General features: G+C 64.8%; 15 protein-coding genes. 8 read left to right on the top strand and 7 right to left on the bottom strand.

What is annotated here, in order from left to right:
* Positions 1-2: 2 nt before the first annotated feature.
* From ACSLGO_RS10865 to ACSLGO_RS10845, 5 genes are all read right to left on the bottom strand, one after another.
* Positions 3-1,322, bottom strand: a complete 1,320-nt coding sequence (locus tag ACSLGO_RS10865; protein WP_436401095.1) for an ABC transporter substrate-binding protein — start codon at positions 1,320-1,322, stop codon at positions 3-5.
* Positions 1,319-2,356, bottom strand: coding sequence for a LacI family DNA-binding transcriptional regulator (locus tag ACSLGO_RS10860; protein WP_436401094.1), 1,038 nt, complete (start codon positions 2,354-2,356; stop codon positions 1,319-1,321). The genes ACSLGO_RS10865 and ACSLGO_RS10860 overlap by 4 nt, the downstream gene beginning before the upstream one ends.
* Positions 2,357-2,549: 193 nt before the next feature.
* Positions 2,550-3,356 (bottom strand): PIG-L deacetylase family protein, encoded by an 807-nt coding sequence (locus ACSLGO_RS10855; protein ID WP_436401093.1) that lies wholly within the window; start codon positions 3,354-3,356, stop codon positions 2,550-2,552.
* 29 nt (positions 3,357-3,385) lie between these two features.
* Positions 3,386-3,562 carry a YegP family protein gene (locus ACSLGO_RS10850; protein ID WP_263127807.1) on the bottom strand — a complete coding sequence of 59 codons (177 nt, stop codon included), beginning with the start codon at positions 3,560-3,562 and terminating at the stop codon, positions 3,386-3,388.
* A gap of 201 nt (positions 3,563-3,763) precedes the next feature.
* Positions 3,764-4,381: a TetR/AcrR family transcriptional regulator gene (locus ACSLGO_RS10845; RefSeq protein ID WP_436401092.1), complete on the bottom strand. Its 618-nt coding sequence runs from the start codon at positions 4,379-4,381 to the stop codon at positions 3,764-3,766.
* Positions 4,382-4,532: 151 nt separating this feature from the next.
* Between ACSLGO_RS10845 and ACSLGO_RS10840 the strand changes: the two genes are divergently transcribed.
* From ACSLGO_RS10840 to ACSLGO_RS10830, 3 genes are all read left to right on the top strand, one after another.
* A complete protein-coding gene (locus ACSLGO_RS10840) occupies positions 4,533-4,925 on the top strand; it encodes an ester cyclase (RefSeq protein ID WP_436401091.1) in 393 nt (130 codons plus the stop codon).
* A 163-nt stretch (positions 4,926-5,088) separates the two neighbouring features.
* Positions 5,089-5,775 (top strand): ABC transporter ATP-binding protein, encoded by a 687-nt coding sequence (locus tag ACSLGO_RS10835; RefSeq protein ID WP_436401090.1) that lies wholly within the window; start codon positions 5,089-5,091, stop codon positions 5,773-5,775.
* A gap of 3 nt (positions 5,776-5,778) precedes the next feature.
* Entirely contained in the window at positions 5,779-7,338 is a 1,560-nt protein-coding gene (locus tag ACSLGO_RS10830) for a DUF6297 family protein (protein WP_436401089.1), read from the top strand.
* 183 nt (positions 7,339-7,521) lie between these two features.
* On the opposite strand, the gene ACSLGO_RS10825 is transcribed toward ACSLGO_RS10830, so the two are convergent.
* On the bottom strand, positions 7,522-7,800 hold the full coding sequence (locus ACSLGO_RS10825; protein ID WP_436401088.1) for a hypothetical protein: 279 nt from the start codon (positions 7,798-7,800) through the stop codon (positions 7,522-7,524).
* Between the two features lie 299 nt (positions 7,801-8,099).
* On the opposite strand from ACSLGO_RS10825, the gene ACSLGO_RS10820 reads away from it, so the two are divergent.
* The 5 genes from ACSLGO_RS10820 to hpaD all read left to right on the top strand — a co-directional run bounded on the left by ACSLGO_RS10820 (position 8,100) and on the right by hpaD (position 15,153).
* The gene (locus tag ACSLGO_RS10820; protein WP_436401087.1) at positions 8,100-10,211 is read left to right on the top strand and encodes a hypothetical protein; all 2,112 of its coding nucleotides are present in this window, start codon (positions 8,100-8,102) and stop codon (positions 10,209-10,211) included.
* Positions 10,212-10,353: 142 nt separating this feature from the next.
* Complete coding sequence (locus tag ACSLGO_RS10815) at positions 10,354-11,832, top strand: fumarylacetoacetate hydrolase family protein (protein ID WP_436401086.1); 1,479 nt, start codon at positions 10,354-10,356, stop codon at positions 11,830-11,832.
* Positions 11,829-12,506 (top strand): GntR family transcriptional regulator, encoded by a 678-nt coding sequence (locus ACSLGO_RS10810; RefSeq protein ID WP_436401085.1) that lies wholly within the window; start codon positions 11,829-11,831, stop codon positions 12,504-12,506. Before ACSLGO_RS10815 ends, ACSLGO_RS10810 begins: the two co-directional genes overlap by 4 nt.
* A 30-nt stretch (positions 12,507-12,536) precedes the next feature.
* Positions 12,537-14,054, top strand: coding sequence for a 5-carboxymethyl-2-hydroxymuconate semialdehyde dehydrogenase (gene hpaE, locus ACSLGO_RS10805; protein WP_386917247.1), 1,518 nt, complete (start codon positions 12,537-12,539; stop codon positions 14,052-14,054).
* A 28-nt stretch (positions 14,055-14,082) separates the two neighbouring features.
* A complete protein-coding gene (gene hpaD / locus ACSLGO_RS10800; RefSeq protein WP_419242332.1) occupies positions 14,083-15,153 on the top strand; it encodes a 3,4-dihydroxyphenylacetate 2,3-dioxygenase in 1,071 nt (356 codons plus the stop codon).
* Between the two features lie 748 nt (positions 15,154-15,901).
* Here the strand turns inward: hpaD and ACSLGO_RS10795 are convergent.
* Positions 15,902-16,573 carry an HtaA domain-containing protein gene (locus ACSLGO_RS10795; protein ID WP_436401084.1) on the bottom strand — a complete coding sequence of 224 codons (672 nt, stop codon included), beginning with the start codon at positions 16,571-16,573 and terminating at the stop codon, positions 15,902-15,904.
* Positions 16,574-16,578: the final 5 nt, after the last annotated feature.

The following is a 16,578-nucleotide window of genomic DNA, read 5'->3' as shown; positions in this document are numbered from 1 at the left end:
GCCTAGTCGGCGGCGAGCTCTTCGAGCTTGGCCTGCATGTCGGCAAGAGCCGTCTCCGGGTCCTTCTCCCCGGTGAGGGCTGCGTACGCTTCTTCCTGGATCGCCGTCGTCGTGGCGCCGTACTTGACTACCTGGGGGCGCGCCTGCGCGTTCTCCAGTGATTCCAGCAGCGTCGGGTAGAACGGGCGGTTTTCGACGACGGCGGGATCCTCGAGCAGCGAGGGGTAGACCGGCGCGCGTGAGCTCTTGTCCAGGCGGGCCTTGGACTCTTCCTCGCTGGTGAAGAACTGAATGAACTCCAGGGCAGTGGCCTTGTTTTCGGTGAACGGCGAGACGGCGAGGTTCCGGCCGCCGAGCGTGGAGACGCCGGGGTTGTCCCCGATGCCGGGCACCGCGCTGATGCCGAATTTGTCCACGACGGCGCTGGAGCCGTCCGTCGCGGTCAGCGAGGAGTAGACGAACGGCCAGTTGCGCAGGAACACCAGGTCGCCTTCCTGGAAGGCGCGGCGGCCCTGTTCCTCGAGGTAGGTGATGGCGTCGCTGGGAACAAGGCCGTCGTTGAACGCGTCGGTGAGCTGGGTGAGGCCGGTCAGGGCTTCCGGGGTGTCCACCGTCGGGGTGCCTTCGTCGTCGAACAGCTCGCCGCCGGCCGATCCGACGGCTTCGGTGAAGTTCACCGTCAGGGCTTCGTTCTTGTCGAACTGCCCGGCGTAGCAGGACATGCCTTCCGCTTCGGGTAGGGCCAGCACCTTCTCGCATGCCGCCGTCATCTCTTCCCAGGTGGTGGGCGGGGCCTCGATGCCGGCTGCCTGCAGCAGATCCGTGCGGTAGTAGAGCAGGGCGCCGTCCGTGTAATACGGGGCGCCGTAGAGAGTGTCCCGGTAGGTGGCGGTCTGCACAGCGGCGGGAACCATTGAGTCGGTGGGCAGTGCGTCCTCGGGCAGCGGCATGATCCAGCGGTTCGCCGCGAATTCGGAGGTCCAGACGACGTCCAGGTTCAGCACACTGAAGGTGTCCGATTCGATCTGGGCGTTCTGCACCAGCTGCTGGCGCTGCTGGTCTGCTGAATCGGGGAGCTCGATGAACGTCACCTGTTCATCGGGGTGTTCGGCGTTCCATTTGTCGATGGTGTCCTGGGCGGCGCCGGAGGCGTCCCGGGAGGAGACGTAGTTGATGGGTCCCCGGCCTTCGAACGCAGCGGCTGCGTCCTGCTGTGCTTCGGGTTCCTCGCTGCTGCCGCCGCAGCCGGCGACGGCGAGGGCGGAGATGGTCAGTACTGCCGTTCCGAGAAGAATCCGTTGACTGTGGCGTCGTTGCCTCATGCTGTGCTCCTTGTAGTGGCGGGTGGTGCTTGGCTGGTTCGGGTGCTGGGCTGGTACTGGTCCCGGGGCGGCCCGGTGGATCCGCGGGCAATGATGGAGTGCGGGACAATCCGGGGGCCGAGGTTGCGGGCGCGGAGGATTTTGCCGACGGCCGTTCTGCCCATGTCCTCCAGCGGCTGGGCGACGGTGCTGAGCGGCGGGTGGACATGCTGGGCCGTGGAGGTGTTGTCGAAGCCGAGCACCGAGACGTCTTCCGGGACGCGGCGGCCGCGTTCCTGCAGTTCGTTGACGGCGGCAGCGGCCATTTCGTCACTGACGGCGAAGACGGCGGTGAGCTCCGGTTCCTGCCGGAGCAGCTCGTCCAGGGCGGGTGCACCGCTGTCATAGAAGAAGGTGCCGTGCGCAATGACGGGCGTTTGCTGCGCTTCGGCCATGGCCCGCTCGTAGCCGCGCTGGCGGGGGTGGGCCACAAAGACCGACGACGGGTCCCCGGCGAGCAGGCCGATGCGCCGGTGTCCGAGGGAGAGCAGGTAGCGGGTGGCGTCGTAGCCCGCCCGTTCGTCGTCGATGGAGACGCTGGGCGAGCCTGACTTGTCGCTGATGGCAACGGAGATCAGTGGAATGTTCGGGCCGAGCGACTGCCGCATGTCGTCCGTGATGACCGCCGAAATCAGGATCACACCGGCTGCCCGGTAGGTGCGGAGCGTCCGCAGGTAGCCGTCGATGAAGACTGATTTCAGGCCGGTTCGCCCGAGCATCACGGCGTACCCGTGTTCACGCGCTGCTTCCTCGACTCCGCGCATTACTTCGGAGGCCAGCGCGTCGGAAACCATGGGTGCGAGTAGCCCGATGACGGAGGTTTGCCGCGTCTTCAGGCCGCGGGCCATGAAGTCGGTTTCGTAGTTGAGCGCACTCACGGCCGCTTCGACGCGGCGCCGGGTCTCTTCGGAATACCCCACCAGGCCGTTGACCACGCGGGAAACGGTGGCCGGAGATACGCCGGCGTGTTTCGCGACGTCCCGAATCGTTGCCATGCCCCTCCTCTTGGTGGACTGCGTGGACGCAAACGGTTTACGTAAACGTTTGCGCGATCTGCGTCACACCCTAAAGGGAGAATTCCGGGATCCATGACGTTTCGTAAACGCCCGCGCTCGAGATGGCAGAAACTGCTCTTTTGAGCCCTTAAACAGGCAGCAGTTTCTGCAATCTCGATGGGAAGCGTCCCGGTCAGCCGAGCCCTTCGAACACATCGCCCAGCACCGGGGCCCCCGGGGGCCTGGACGGCCAGGCCTGCACCAGCGGTTCGACGCCGACCATCCGGTTCCAGCGGGCGTCCTCTTCCGCGTCCGGCGGCACCCCGGGCGAGATCACGTGCCGCTGCGTCCTGTGCTGCATCAGTCCGGCCACTATCCGGTCCGCCACGGCGCTGACATCAACCTCGATGCCAATCTCCTCGTCCGGAACGGGGCACACGTCATACATCCGGCCCGCTTCCCACGGCTTCAGCCCGCGGCGGATCCGCCCGCTGTTCCAGCGTTCCCAGGTGGAGCGGCGGACACAGCCGTGCAGTAGCCGCTGCAGGCCCGGACCGCCGTCGGCACGCAGCCGGGTGAATGCGGCGTCGGTGGCGGCTCCCACCGCAATGTGGTCGGGATGCGCGGTGAGTCCTTCCGGACCGAAGGTGGCGACGACGTCGGGCAGTTCCTGGTCCAGGATTCCGCCGATGCGCTCCACCAGCTCGGCAAACGGGACCCGGTTCACGGCGCCGTCGTCGTAATCAAGCCATTCGTGCCGGTCCGGCGGCCGGCCGTGCGCGGTCCACGCGGCGTCCATTTCCCGGCGGCGGATGCTGCCGAGGTCCTCGCTGACCGGCGGATAGGCCGGATCGATCAGTCCGGCGCCGCCGTCGGTCGCGTGGACCAGGACAAACCGGAAGCCGGGATCGTCCTCGTGCAAGGCCACGGTTCCGGCGAGCCCGTACGCGTCGTCGTCAGGGTGCGCGACGACGAGGGCCAGGACGCGGGAACTACCCATCACGGCACCTGGGTGGCGGCGTCGGGCCGTCAGGTCAGGTCGGTGATCCTTGAGTTGGCGTTGGAGCGGACGGACTCCACTCCCTTGAGCGCCGATGCCTTCGACTTGTAGCTTTCGGAGGAGGCGATGACCTCGCCGTTGCCTGCCTTGAGACGGAACCTGAATCCGCCGGCTTTGTCCTGATAGACCTCGAATTTCCCTGCCATGACTGCCTCGCTTGGGTTTGCTCCGGTACGTCCCATTCAGCGTTTGCCGGCCGGGCAAGTCAACCCGTCCCGGAAAACCGGCGGCACCTTAGCTATCGCCCTTAGTTAGCATCCTGTGGATCTACCGGAAGGTATATGTGGCGCCGCGCCCATATCATCCAATCGCTGTATTGCCCGGGCCGTTATTGGAGCCCGTTCGCCCTAGGCGGGCCAGCTCTGCAACGCGGTATCCACGACGTCGTCGAGCTCCCCAGCGTCCAAGCCACTGGCCGCCTGGACCGCGATGCCGAACATCAGGGTGGCCAGGTAGCGGGCAAGCCGGTCGGGGTCCGCATCCGGCGGCAGGTCGCCGTCGTCCAGCGCGCGGCGCAGTCGCTCGGCCAGACGGCGCATTGCCTCGTTTCGCCACGGCACGAGGATGTCGCGGGCGGGCTGCGCTTGGGGGCTTTCGGCGAGCGCTCCCTGCACGGTCAGGCAGCCGCCGAAGCCCTGTGGCGCGGTGGTGGTCTGCACGGCTCCGCGCAGCAGCACCTCCGCCACCTGCCGGGCGGTGGGCTGCTCCAGCGCGCGGGCGACATAGGATCCGGGCCCCTCGGCGTAGCGGTCCAGCGCGCGGCGGAAGAGCTCCTGCTTGTTGCCGAACGCCGCGTACATGCTGGGCTTGCCGATGCCCATGGCGGTGGTCAGATCGCTGAGGCTGGAGCCTTCGTAGCCCTGCTTCCAGAACACAAGCAGCGCCTGGTCCAGTGCGTGGTCCAGGTCGAATTCCCGGGGACGGCCGGACGCCGGACGCCCGGGCCCGGTAGGGGTCTCAGCCATACCCTGATCCTACGCTTCGAAACCACTTCTGTACCGCCCGGAATAAAACTAACAGGCGGCGAGGTTACATCCACGAAGACGCTCACCCGGAGCGCACTTCACAGACGGAACAGCAGGTCCCGGAACCTTCGGGCCGCCGAAAGGAAACATCATGACTGAGTTCAACGTTCGCGACTTCTACGCCCGCTATATGGAGGCGCTCAACGCCCACGAGTTCGACCGGATGGACGAGTTCGTGCACGACGAGATTGTCCTGCATAGCCAGCCCAGTTCCCGGGACGCCGTAGTGGCGCAGCTGTACAGCATCACCGACGCCGTTCCGGACTTCCACTGGGAGACCCTGGATATCGCGATCAACGGCGAGGTGGTGGCCGTCCGCGCAACCAACACCGGCACCCCCGTCAAGGAATGGCTAGGCGTGCCGCCGTCGGGCAAGCCGATCAACATTGAGGAGTACGCCATTTACACCATCCGGGACGGCAAGTTCCTGCATATGTCGGCCGTCCATGATGCCGAGACCATGCGCCGGCAGCTGATCGGCTAATCGGGGGCCCACCGACTTACTGGCGGCGGCGGACGGGACTCGCGATCGCAGACAGGTTTCAAATCTTGCCGTACACGACGGGCGCGGCGTACCGCTCCACCCGGGCCATTCGGCCTCTCGGGTCCGCTCCTGAGGATCTAAGTGCACCGATTAGATTAGTCCCATGACTTTCCCGGGGGCCGTGCTCGACATTTGCAACCTGTCCGTAGGCTACGGCGGCCTGCCGGTGTGCGGGCCGATCACGGCACGCGCCGAGGCAGGCGAGATCCTCGGCATCGTCGGCTTCAACGGTGCCGGGAAGTCCACCGCCGCCCGCACCATCGCCGGGAAGCAGCAGATGCTCGACGGCGAGGTGCGGGTCCACGGGCTGCCGGTCAACGAGGACGCCATCCCGTTCCGTCGCTCGGTCGCCGCCCTGTTCGACGAGGATGCGTTCTTCCCTTCCCTCTCCCTGCGCGAGCACCTGCAGCTGGTCGCCCGCGGCCACTCGGTCCCGGACCCGGACGCCGCCGTCGACGCCGAACTGGAGTTCTTCGCCCTGCAGGAGCGGGCCGACGCCGTTCCCGCCTCCGTCTCCTCCGGCCAGCGCCGCCGGCTGCTGCTCGCGTCGGCCCTGATCCGGCCGTCGTCGCTGCTGATCCTCGATGAACCGGAGCAGCGCCTGGACCCCGCCATGCGCGAACGGGTGGGAGAACGCATCCAGGCCTATACCGACGGCGGCGGCACGGTCCTGCTGGTGACCCACGATCCGGCGCTGCTGCTGGCCACCGCGCAGCGGTGCCTGCTGATTGACGACGACGTCCGGGAGATCGCGCCCGAGCGCGCCGCCGCGGAAATCGCCGGACGCTGACTTATGACCGCCGACACCGTCCAGGCACCTCCCCCGTTCGACCCGGTCCGTTACACCCGGCAGGCCTCGCGGGCGTTTTCCCGCGGCCGGACCCGGTTCCGGGATGTCTTCGTCGACGTCTACACCGCTGTGCTGGCGCTGGGAACCATCGGTGCGCTGGCCGTGGGGCTCGTCCTGGCCCTGCGCGAGCAGGTCGCCCAGGCATGGAACGTCGGTTCCGGGCGCACCCTGGTGGCGCCGCCGTCGTTCTCCCTGCCCGACGGCGCGGCAGCGGCTGTGCTGGTGTTCGCGGCCCTGGCTGCGGTGATGGTGATCGCCCGGAAGCTGGGCCCCGCGGCGGTCAGCGGACCCGAAGGGTACTGGTGGCTGGGGCTGCCGCTGGAGCGGCGGCCGATGGTGGCGGGACGGCTGGTCCGGCACCTGCTGCAGGTGTGGGCGGGCACGTCCCTGCTGTATCTGCCATTCGGGTTTGTGATGGACCTGGAGACCAGTGTTCGGGGTCAGGTCCTGGCGGCTGCGACGTTTGGGGCGGGTGCGGTTTGTGCCGTGCTGCTTGCGGGTTTGCAGCAGGCCCGGCCGGCTCTGCAGGCGGCGGCTGAGCGGCGCCGCGGCATGCTTCCCGGCCTGTTGGTGCTGGTGCTACTGAGTCTGGTCACGGTGCGGGTCGCCGCGGGGTCATGGGCGCTGGCGGTCGGAGGCCTGGGTGTCACCGTTGCCCTCGGCCTGCTCGTATTCTCCCGGCTGGATCGGATCCCGGGCCGGGAGCTGATCCGCGGCGGCGCGGTGTCCGGGCACACCGGCGCCGCGGTGTACCTGATGGATCTCAATGAGATCGGCAGGGCGCTTTCGGCAGAGCCCGACGGCGTTGCCTCCCCTCGTGCGGCGCGCTGGTATGCGCGGGGCGGGCGCACTCCGTTTGGTGCTCTGCTGCGTGCGGATACCGCGGCGTTCCTGCGGACCCGCGGCCTGTGGGTGCGTCCGGTGCTGGTGCTGGCGGTGCTCGTGGTTGTGTTGCTGGCCGGCGGTGCCCAGCCTCCGCTGGTGCAGCTGGGGATGATCGCTGTGGCTGTGTTTGCGGCGGTTCCGGCGCTGGGTGCGGTGGCCCGGCGGACGGCAATCATGCCGGGCCTGGACATGCTGCTGCCGCTGTCGGTGTCCGTCGTGAAGCTGAGCCGGATGGCGCTGCCTGCCGTTGCTTTGGCGCTCTGGGCTGCGGTGTTGTGTGCGGTACTGGTGCTGCTCGGCGCCGGCGATCCGTCATTGATTGCTCTGGGTGCACTGGCTGGTGTCGGGTTTGGTGCGTCGGCTGTGCGAGGCGCCTACCGGGTCCAGCCTGACTGGACGGCTCCTCCCATCGACACCCCGTTCGGTCCGATGCCCAGCGCGCAGGCCGGGTCAATGGTCCGCGGTTTCGACACGACGCTGCTGGCGATGGTTCCGCTTCTGCTCGGGCTCTTCCTGGGGTATGTGCCTGGAGTGCTGCTGCTGGCGCAGGCTGGGTTTTCAGCGGTGTGTGTTCTGGTGGTGGTGTACTCACATCCGGGGAAACATCAAGTGCAGTGAGACGAAAACGCGCGGCCTGTTTGCCACCTTGCTCGGCGTGGCATGCACCTTGAACGTTCCTGTCCGTGCCTTGGTCCCCACGGATCTTGCGCGCTCACCTCTAAGACGACTGGTTGCCTCGAGTGATCCCAACCATGTCGACTATTGCTTCAGTCGGACGGGTACGTTTCGGGGACTCTTCCTTCAGAACTGATTCATCTTGCCTGATTTCTGTTTTGCCTTCTTCGTTATGATCCCCCAGCCGTTGACCTGATTGCCCTCGCCGTCGTTAGTCGAGGTGTTTTGGGGATTGAGCGCAGATATCTCTTGGGCGATGGAAAGCAAGGCCGCTACCTCGGCCACTTTGAGACGCTGATCTACGCTAAGGTGCTCCTGATCACTGATGGATCCTGAGCTACGCCCTTTTGCTGCGCCGATAGCATCGGTCAGTGCATCCCAAGCTGTTGAATAGTCGTTGCTCATTTTTCCTCGTCCCTTTTGCCGTGAGCCGTCTGCCACGGGTCGCTTCGAAGTTACCAGCCCCTGGGGACATTCACCGGGCACCACGCGAAGAAGTGCACCGCCAAGAACAGCTGGTTGAGTTCTCACCTACCACATAAAGGGATTAAGCTGCATGCAGTCACCAACGTCCTGGTTACAGGAACATCCCCCTGTTGGATTGGGCAGACTTCCACCCCTAGACACGTCCTTTATCATCTGTACCGACTCAGGGCTCCATCCCATAGACTTATTGATCTTCAACGATCTGGGGGGCCAAAAATATGCTTGAAGTTGACGCGATAGAACCTGAAAGGGTCGGCTTCCTGAACGCCGTACAGAACGTACTGCAACGGAAATCGGCCACTACTGAAGTCGATCTCATTGTGGCAGCAGCCTGCCAATCGTTGAAGGAGGGGCCGCGTTCTCTTCTTGAGATACAGGGCGAGGTGTCTCGAACCTGGCCCCGCTCGCATGCCACGCGGGATGCCTTCGTGAATGCCATGAACGTAGCTAGAGAGTTAGGGCTAGCTACGCTAGACGAGGAGAAACAAGAGTGGATTCTCACCGCAAAAGGTTTAGCTGACCTACAACAAAACGACGTTTGGGTTAAAGCCCTACGCGAAAGAACTACGTCCGAGATGCGGGTGAGGGCACGAGAAGGCCTAGGGATAGAACCGGACACCATCGAGGCGAACCTCTGGCTTGATGCGCTGGTCTCCGCATTGGTACCTGCTATTGAGGACACTCTGCAGGAGCGCTTAGGATCCGCGAGGAGCCTAGTCGAAGGCAGGATAAGTCCGAGCGCGAACAAAACCGAACTCGTCCTTCGCTCTTTGGAAAAAGCAAGTAACAGAACAGAAATTGTGCAGCTTCTTCAATCCTTCGCCGTTAGCGCCCTGGACCCTTTGGACCCATTTGGCTTGGACCTCGTAAAGCACATAGCTACCGGCTGTGTCTTGCACTCATACATGGCTGGGATTTCGGGACGACAACTCGCAGGCATTCTGGGCGAGGCTGTGAGGCAACGGGCAATTCTGGATACTCCGGTCCTTATCGGCCTGCTAGGCCCCGCCCGAGACCAGAGTGGCACCGAGATGACCATCCGTCGCGCAGTAAAGGATGGTTGGAGCGTCGTAGTTGCAAAGCACTCCATAGATGAACTACTCGAGTTGCTGGAGCGAGAGATTCCAAATCTGGAGAGTCTCTATCGAGAAGCCCATAACCGAAATGCACGCATGGAGTTTTATGCCTCGCTAGTGGACGACCAACTACACGGAATCATTATTAGCGCACTTCGAGAAGGTACCTATAAGTCACTAACAGAAGTGACTGCTGCGGCAAATTCTTTGGTAAGCCGACTGGAAGACATGGGAGTCCAGGTCCGCACACACGGAAACGAGGTCTCTGCGGAACACCGCCAAAAGTGCCATGAAGCACTCTGCGAGTATCTTGAACATTCGCATAGAACCCGCTCCCAAAAAGTCATCGAACGCGACGCCGAAACCATGACGATGGCATGGCGGCGGAGACGCCGTGAGACATCCCAGCACTGGCCAGGTGCATGGATCATTACGACGGATCAGGCTATGAGCCCGGCCTATTCCAAGGTATCCAACGACAGGGTTTCCCTCACTTTATCCTTGGCTCAGTGGACTACCATCATAGCAATCAGTGCCCGCCCAGATGAATTGGTACAACTGGCCACTGTGGCCGCTGGCCAATTCGTCGACGAAGCGATTTGGCAGCTACCGGCACGGTATCCCCCTGAGTTTGCGATCCAGCTAGCTGCACAACTATCTCCTGAACAAGGGGGATCAAATCTAGACCTTCATCAAGCCCAAGCACTTTACCCACTCCCCGAAATGCTTGACAAAATCGCATCAGACGCATCACCTACGCAGTTAGCTTCAGATGTATTAGCTGAACGAACCAGAAGATTTAATGCCCTTAACAACATTGATCGCAGAAAACGTGATGAGCGGATAGCCAGAGCATATGTTGATGCAACGGAGGCTAAAGATCGTGAATTGGAGGCACATAGAAAGCTCAATCAGAAGGTGGATGAATCGCAGAGACTTGAAATCGAATTAGCCGCCCTCCGCGCCGAAAAAGATGCAACCGATCTCAGAATGAGACAACAAAGGTTGCGGCACAAACGAACTCTTATAAGCATTGCATTGTGTGCAGGTGCCGCATCCTGCCTGACACTAACCTTGATATTTGGGTCGATGGCAACTCAGATCATAGCAGGGCTCGTCGTTATAGCGATGGTTTTTCTGTGCATTCAGTGGTGTCGCAACTTGGAGAAAAGGTTGCACGTTATTGGATGGTCTGCAGCAATTGAGGGCTTGGGGGTCGCTTCGGCTGTACACTCGTTCTTCCCTTTATGGTGACAATCGGCGCTTATTAAAGTTCACAGCGGAGCTGGGGCAGGCAAAAAGAGGGCCAACGGTTGCCCTCATCCCCCCCTTGACGTGACCCACCCCACAAGGCAGACTGGATCATATACGATTTCGTACTTGATCCAGGAGTGAGATGTCCACGAGCAGCACCGCCACACCGGAGACACTGGCACAGGCCGGCAAGGTCATCGCCGTCCACATCAACTACCCCAGCCGGGCAGCAGAACGCGGACGCACCCCGGAGCAGCCCTCCTACTTCCTCAAGCCCAGCTCCTCCCTCGCCCTCACCGGCGGCACAATTGAGCGCCCGGCAGGCTGCGAACTGCTCGGCTTCGAAGGCGAAATCGCCCTGATCATCGGCAAAACCGCCCGCCGCGTGAGCATCGAAGACGCCTGGAGCTACGTCGGCGGAGTCACCGCCAGCAACGACCTCGGCGTGTACGACCTCCGCTGGGCAGACAAGGGCTCCAACCTCCGCTCCAAGGGCGGCGACGGCTTCACCCCCGTGGGCCCGGCCATCCTCGACGCCGCGTCCGTGGACCCCGCAGCCCTGCGCGTGCGTACCTGGGTCAACGGCGAACTCGCCCAGGACGACACCACCGAAGACCTCCTCTTCCCCTTCGCGCAGCTGGTCGCCGACCTCTCCCAGCTGCTCACCCTCGAACCCGGGGACATGATCCTCACCGGCACCCCCGCCGGCGCCTCCGTGGCCGTCCCGGGCGACGTCGTCGAAATTGAAGTGGACTCCCCCTCCACAGGACAGACGACCGGCCGCCTGACCACCGCCGTCACCGAAGGCACGACGCCGCTGGCTCCCTTCGGCGCGCAGCCCAAGATCGATGACAAGCAGCGCGAGGAAGCCTGGGGCTCCGCCGAGAAGGCGGGCCTCGCGCCCGCGGAGGAACCGGCGTCGGCCCTCACCCCGGAGCTGAAGGCCAAGCTCGAATCCGTCGCCACCGCCACGCTGAGCTCGCAGATGCGCGCCCGCGGCCTGAACAACGTCTCCATCGACGGCCTCACCGGCACCAAGACCGGCCGCAAGGTGGTCGGCACCGCCCGCACCCTGCGCTACGTCCCCAACCGCGAAGACCTCTTCAAGACCCACGGCGGCGGCTACAACGCGCAGAAACGCGCCATCGACTCCGTCCGCGAAGGCGAAGTCCTGGTCATGGAAGCCCGCGGCGAAAAGGGCACCGGAACCCTGGGCGACATCCTCGCCCTGCGCGCGATGCACAACGGCGCCGCAGCCATCATCACCGACGGCGGCGTCCGCGACTACTCCACCGTCGCCAGCTTCGACCTGCCCGTCTACTGCGCCAACCCGCATCCCGCGGTGCTCGGCCGCCGGCACATCCCCTGGGACACGGACATCACCATCGCCTGCGGCGGCTCCACCGTCCAGCCCGGTGACATCATCGTGGCCGATGACGACGGCATCCTGGTCATCCCGCCGGCCATCGCCGAGGAACTGGTGGAAGCCTGCATTAAGCAGGAACACCAGGAAGAGTTCATCGCCGAGATGGTCAAGGCCGGCCACGGCGTCGATGGCCTCTACCCGATGAACGCGGCGTGGAAGGAAAAGTACGAGGCCTGGGCGGCGGAACAGGCGTGAGCAGCGTCCCCAACGCTGGGACAGTCAGCAAGGCCGAACAGGCCTACCAGACCGTCCAGTCGAAGATCGCCTCCGGTGAATACGGACCCGGGTACCGCCTGGTGCTCGGCCGGATCGCCGCGGACCTGGGCTGCTCCGCCGTCCCGGTCCGGGAGGCGATCCGCCGGCTGGAGGCCGAAGGGCTGGTCCGGTTCGAGCGGAACGTCGGCGCCACCGTCACCGGCATCGACCCCACCGAATACCTCTACACCATGCAGACCCTGAGCCTGGTGGAAGGGTACGCGACGGCGCTCTCCGCACCGCTCGTCACGGCAGAGGACCTGGCTCAGGCCAAGGCCATCAACGCCGAAATGCGCGAATGCCTGGAGCACTTCGACCCGGTCCGCTTCACCGCCCTGAACCGGGACTTCCACTCCGCCCTGTTCACCAACTGCCCCAACCCGCACATCCTTGACCTGGTCCACCGCGGCTGGAACCGGCTCGGCGCCCTGCGCTCCTCCACCTTCAGCTACGTTCCCGGCCGCGCCCAGGACTCGGTGGCCGAGCACGGGCGCCTGCTCGAACTGATCGAGGCAAAGGCCGACGCCGGCACCATCGAGGCCGCGGCGCGCGCCCACCGGATCGCCACCCTCGAGGCCTACCTCAAGCACACCCCCGCAAGCTCCACCCCGTAACCCCAGACCCCGCATCAAAGGAGACGCCCCATGGCTGAGCACTACATCCCGGAGAACCTTCCGACCCACATCCAGCACTTCATCAACGGCGAATTCGTGGACTCCATCAACGGCGCCACTTTCGACGTGCTGGATCCGGTAACCAACCAGAACTACGCCACCGCCGCCGCGGGCCAGAAGGAAGACATCGACGCCGCCGTCGCTGCCGCCCGCGAAGCCTTCGTGAATGGCCCGTGGCCGAAGATGAAGCCGCGTGAGCGTGCCCGCATCCTCAACAAGATTGCCGACGCCGTCGAGGCCCAGGAAGAACGCCTGGCGGAGATGGAAACCTTCGACACCGGCCTGCCGATCACCCAGGCCAAGGGCCAGGCCCTGCGCGCGGCCGAGAACTTCCGCTTCTTCGCGGACCTGATCGTCGCCCAGTTCGACGACGCGATGAAGGTCCCGGGCTCCCAGATCAACTACGTGAACCGCAAGCCGATCGGCGTCGCCGGCCTGATCACCCCGTGGAACACCCCGTTCATGCTCGAGTCCTGGAAGCTCGCCCCGGCCCTGGCCACCGGCAACACCGTGGTGCTCAAGCCTGCCGAGTTCACCCCGCTCTCCGCCTCCCTGTGGGCGGACATCTTCACCGAAGCCGGCGTTCCGGCCGGTGTGTTCAACCTGGTCAACGGCCTGGGCGAGGAAGCTGGCGATGCGCTGGTGAAGCACCCGCAGGTTCCGCTGATCTCCTTCACCGGTGAGACCACCACCGGCCAGACCATCTTCCGCAACGCGGCAGAGAACCTGAAGGGCCTGTCCATGGAGCTCGGCGGCAAGAGCCCGTGCGTGGTCTTCGCGGACGCGGACCTCGACGCCGCCCTGGACTCCGCGCTGTTCGGCGTCTTCTCCCTCAACGGCGAGCGCTGCACCGCCGGCTCCCGCATCCTGGTGGAGCGCCCGGTCTATGACGAGTTCTGCGAACGGTATGCCGCCCGCGCAAAGACCATCGTCGTCGGCGATCCCCATGACCCGAAGACCCAGGTGGGCGCCCTGGTGCACCCCGAGCACTACAAGAAGGTGGCATCCTACGTCGAGATCGGCAAGACCGAAGGCCGACTGCTGGCCGGTGGCGGCCGCCCCGAAGGCCTGGAAGAGGGCAACTACATTGCCCCCACCGTCTTCGCGGACGTGAAGCCCGACGCGCGGATCTTCCAGGAGGAGATCTTCGGCCCCGTCGTCGCGATCACCCCGTTCGACACCGAAGAAGAGGCCCTGGAACTGGCCAACAACACCAAGTACGGCCTGGCCGCCTACATCTGGACCCAGGACCTGACCCGCGCGCACAACTTCGCGCAGAACACCGAGGCTGGCATGGTGTGGCTGAACAGCCACAACGTCCGCGACCTGCGCACCCCGTTCGGCGGTGTGAAGGCCTCCGGCCTCGGCCACGAAGGCGGCTACCGCTCGATCGACTTCTACACCGACCAGCAGGCCGTGCACATCACCCTCGGCAAGGTGCACACGCCCAAGTTCGGCACCGACGACGCCGCCAAGACCGACGCCTAAATCCCCCCGCTCTGTTCGAAGGAGAACCATGAACGCCAACCCGATTCCCAAGCCGTCCATCAACCCGCCGGACATTGTCCGCTGCGCCTACATGGAGCTGGTGGTCACTGACCTGGCCAAGTCCCGTGAGTTCTACGTGGACGTCCTGGGCCTGCACGTCACCGAAGAGGATGAGAACGCCATCTACCTGCGCTCCCTCGAGGAGTTCATCCACCACAACCTGGTGCTGCGCAAAGGACCCGTCGCCGCCGTCGCGTCCTTCGCCTACCGCGTGCGCACCCCGGAAGACGTGGACGTTGCCGAGGCCTACTACAAGGAAATGGGCTGCCGCACCGAGCGCCGCGCCAACGGCTTCACCAAGGGCGTGGGCGACTCCGTCCGCGTGGAGGACCCGCTGGGCTTCCCGTACGAGTTCTTCTACCACGTTGACCACGTGGAGCGCCTGACCCAGCGCTACGACCTCTACTCCGCCGGCGAGCTGGTGCGCCTGGACCACTTCAACCAGGTCACCCCGGACGTTCCCCGCGGCCGTGCCTACCTGGAGAACCTGGGTTTCCGCGTCTCCGAGGACATCAAGGACTCCGAGGGCACCACGTACGCTGCCTGGCTGCACCGCAAGGACACCGTCCATGACACCGCCCTCACCGGCGGCGACGGCCCCCGCATGCACCACGTTGCGTTCGCCACGCACGAGAAGCACAACATCATCCAGATCTGCGACAAGATGGGCGCCCTGCGCATCTCCGACCGGATTGAACGCGGCCCCGGACGCCACGGCGTCTCCAACGCGTTCTACCTCTACATCCTGGATCCGGACGACCACCGCATCGAGATCTACACGCAGGACTACTACACCGGCGACCCGGACAACCCCACCATCACCTGGGACGTCCACGACAACCAGCGCCGCGACTGGTGGGGCAACCCCGTTGTTCCGTCCTGGTACACCGAGGCCTCCCTGGTCCTGGACCTGGACGGCAACCCGCAGCAGGTTGTGGCCCGCACCGACTCCTCCGAAATGGAAGTGACCATCGGCGCTGACGGCTTCTCCTACACCCGCGGCGACGAGACCGACTTCAAAGTCGGTTCGCAGCTCTAGTTTCGGGCGTACCGCGTCCGGGAAGCCGGCGTACGACGGCGGGAGGGACAGCTTTGGCTGTTCCTCCCGTTTTCGTTGGGCTGGGGTTGGGGGCGCCGGGGGCCCTACCTGCCGGGATTCCCACTCTCCGTTGTTGGTGTCTACCGCTGTAACCACTCCCGGTAACAGACGTCACGACGGGTGGGAACGGCGGGCACGGGGGGGGGATCCTCCACCCGATTTGCGCCGGTTTGTGACGTTTGTTCCGGGCTGTGGCTCCGATTTCTGGCTCCGATCTGGGACGTTGCTCCGGTTGGCGCCCGTCGCTCCGGTTTGTGACGTTTGCTCCGGTTTGCGGGGCCGAATCCGTCCCAAAGCGGAGCGAATCCGTCCAACACGTCGGCATGCCCGGCACGGTTTCCCAGCCCTCGTTACTCCTGTCACCGGATGTGACCACAGGAGACCACGCCCGTCACAGGGGATGGGAAGGGTGCCCGTCGTCGGTACTCCAGTGGCCGAATGTGACCACAGGAGGCCACACCTGTCACGAGGACTGGGAAGCCGTGCACGTCATGGACAAAAACAGCCCCTCAGAAATGGATCCCGCGGAACAAACCGGTTCCCTGGCGACGGACCGGGCCACCCGTGCTGGGGCCTGGTCGCCTCATCTACCCGGACTCGGAAAATCTTAGAAACCCGATGATCAGCCGGATGAGCGGTCTGCGGGGGCCACATCGGTTCCCGGCTTTCGAACCTCAGTTGGCGCGCGTCAGCTGCTGGGCACGTCTAGCGGTACACGAACCATGAGCAGCGAAAGGACCTCTCCAGCGGCGTACGTGTCGTCAAAGAGTGCGGTTGCCTCGGGATGCAGACGCGTCTGGGCCAGCAGTGTTAGGACTTCACCGTCCCGGGCGGCAACTCCCGCGGCGGTCTCGCGCCCGCCCGTCCCAGCTCCGGCGGCACCAGCCGCGGCGGCACCCTCCCCCGCACAACCTCCCCCTCCGACACCAGCCCCAGCGGAACCGCCCCCGTCCGTCCCGGCACCGCCCCCAGCCCCGTCCGATACGGCAACAGCCGGCTCCCAGCTCACATCCGCGAAGGGGATCCGCTGCCACACGCCGTCCTTCCAGGTCTCAGCAGTCAGCAGTAGCCGTCCATCAGTCCCTTCCACCCGAGGATCGGCAAGGCAGACATCCAGCATCCCGCCGTGCGCACGCAGCCGGACTCCGCCGCGGAAGTGCAGGGCGGGGGCCGGTGCATCCGGATCCGGCGAGAAGTAGAAGCTGCCATCCGGCAACTGGCCGGTCCCAGGGGAAAGCTCCACAGACCCGTCCGGACAGCCGGCAACGTACGCCAGGAAACTCTCCTTCAGTCCCCAGACGAGTCCGGTGTCCCGCCGTGTCAAGGTTGCGGCAGCGGTCATGGTTGCGGCAGCGGTCATGGCTC

This window comes from Arthrobacter sp. IK3 (assembly GCF_051337705.1).
Classification (GTDB): Bacteria; Actinomycetota; Actinomycetes; order Actinomycetales; family Micrococcaceae; genus Arthrobacter_B; species Arthrobacter_B koreensis.
This window is presented reverse-complemented; position numbering and strand designations above follow the sequence as displayed.